This window comes from Mesorhizobium sp. (genome assembly GCF_005063415.1).
Taxonomy (GTDB): Bacteria; Pseudomonadota; Alphaproteobacteria; order Rhizobiales; family Rhizobiaceae; genus Mesorhizobium.
The window spans coordinates 1-1,105 of the sequence record NZ_SUEG01000341.1; the positions used below are offsets into that span (position 1 = coordinate 1).

Sequence of the window (1,105 nt, forward strand, 5' to 3'; positions counted from 1 at the left end):
TGGAACGCCCTCGCCGACTTCGCTGATCGATTTCTTGAGACGGCCGGCTAAACAAGGAGGTGCCTGAGTCCGGCGCAGCTTGCATCGGCGCACCCTTCGCCGTCTTTGCCGGCGTGGCGCATGGAACATCGCGTATAGCAGCCCCCGCGAGCGATCGCGAATCCAGTGGAAGCAAGAAGTCCGCTTCCGCGGCATCGAGATGCACAGAGCGAAGCTCGCTCTTTCACCAGGGGAGTCCCATGATCATCAGTGAGATGACCGCCCAAGAATGCAGGATGCACCTGGCCGCGAGCAGGGTCGGGCGCCTCGCTTGCCTAAGAGACGGGATGCCGTACGTCGTGCCATCAGCTTCGTTTACGAGAACGGCCACATCTACAGCTTCTCCCTGATTGGTCAGAAGGTCTGGGCGATGCGACGACATCCTCAAGTTTGCTTCGAAGTCGACGAGATTCGCAGCCCTCGTAGCTGGTGGAGTGTCATTGCCTTCGGTCGTTACGAAGAACTCTCCGAAGTGGGGCCCCGGCAGAATGAGCGCGACCACGCATGGTCGCTGTTGCAGAAAGCGCGCCCCAACTGGTGGGAACCTGGCAGCGAGACGCCTCACTCCGAGGACAAGTTGGCCAGTCCGCCCCACCTCTTCTTCCGTATCAACATCGAGAAGATCACTGGCCGTCGTGCCCTCGTCTGACCGGCCCCGTCTAGTTATGATCGCGCAGGCACGAGGCCGGCGAGAAGATCGCGGCGCACATTGCCGAACCATTGCGCGCGGTAGGCGGACAGGGATTTCATGAAGTTCCAGAAGCAAAAAACGCCGCCTGCGACCCGATTGCGACGTAGAACGCTCCTTGGCTGTACAAATCGAGCAGATGCGCCGACCGGCTTGGTCGCGCCATGTCCGGACGTCGGCCCCCTGTAATCCAACGGTCGGTTAGGCCCAAAAGGTGGACGTTGCCTATCGGGCGCGGCCTGGCAGTTCGACGGCTCAACGGACTCCTTATGCCTGACAAACAGAAGCCGCAGTTTGATTCAGGTCATTGCGAGTACCGCGGCCAGGGCGCAGCAAAGACAGCATGAACCGCCCCATCCTCATCGCAGGGAACGTATA

At 60.5% G+C, this 1,105-nt stretch carries 1 protein-coding gene; it reads left to right on the forward strand.

What is annotated here, in order from left to right; translation table 11 throughout:
• Positions 1-310 precede the first annotated feature (310 nt).
• Positions 311-688: a pyridoxamine 5'-phosphate oxidase family protein gene (locus E5W70_RS32485; protein ID WP_292665455.1), complete on the forward strand. Its 378-nt coding sequence runs from the start codon at positions 311-313 to the stop codon at positions 686-688.
• Positions 689-1,105: the final 417 nt, after the last annotated feature.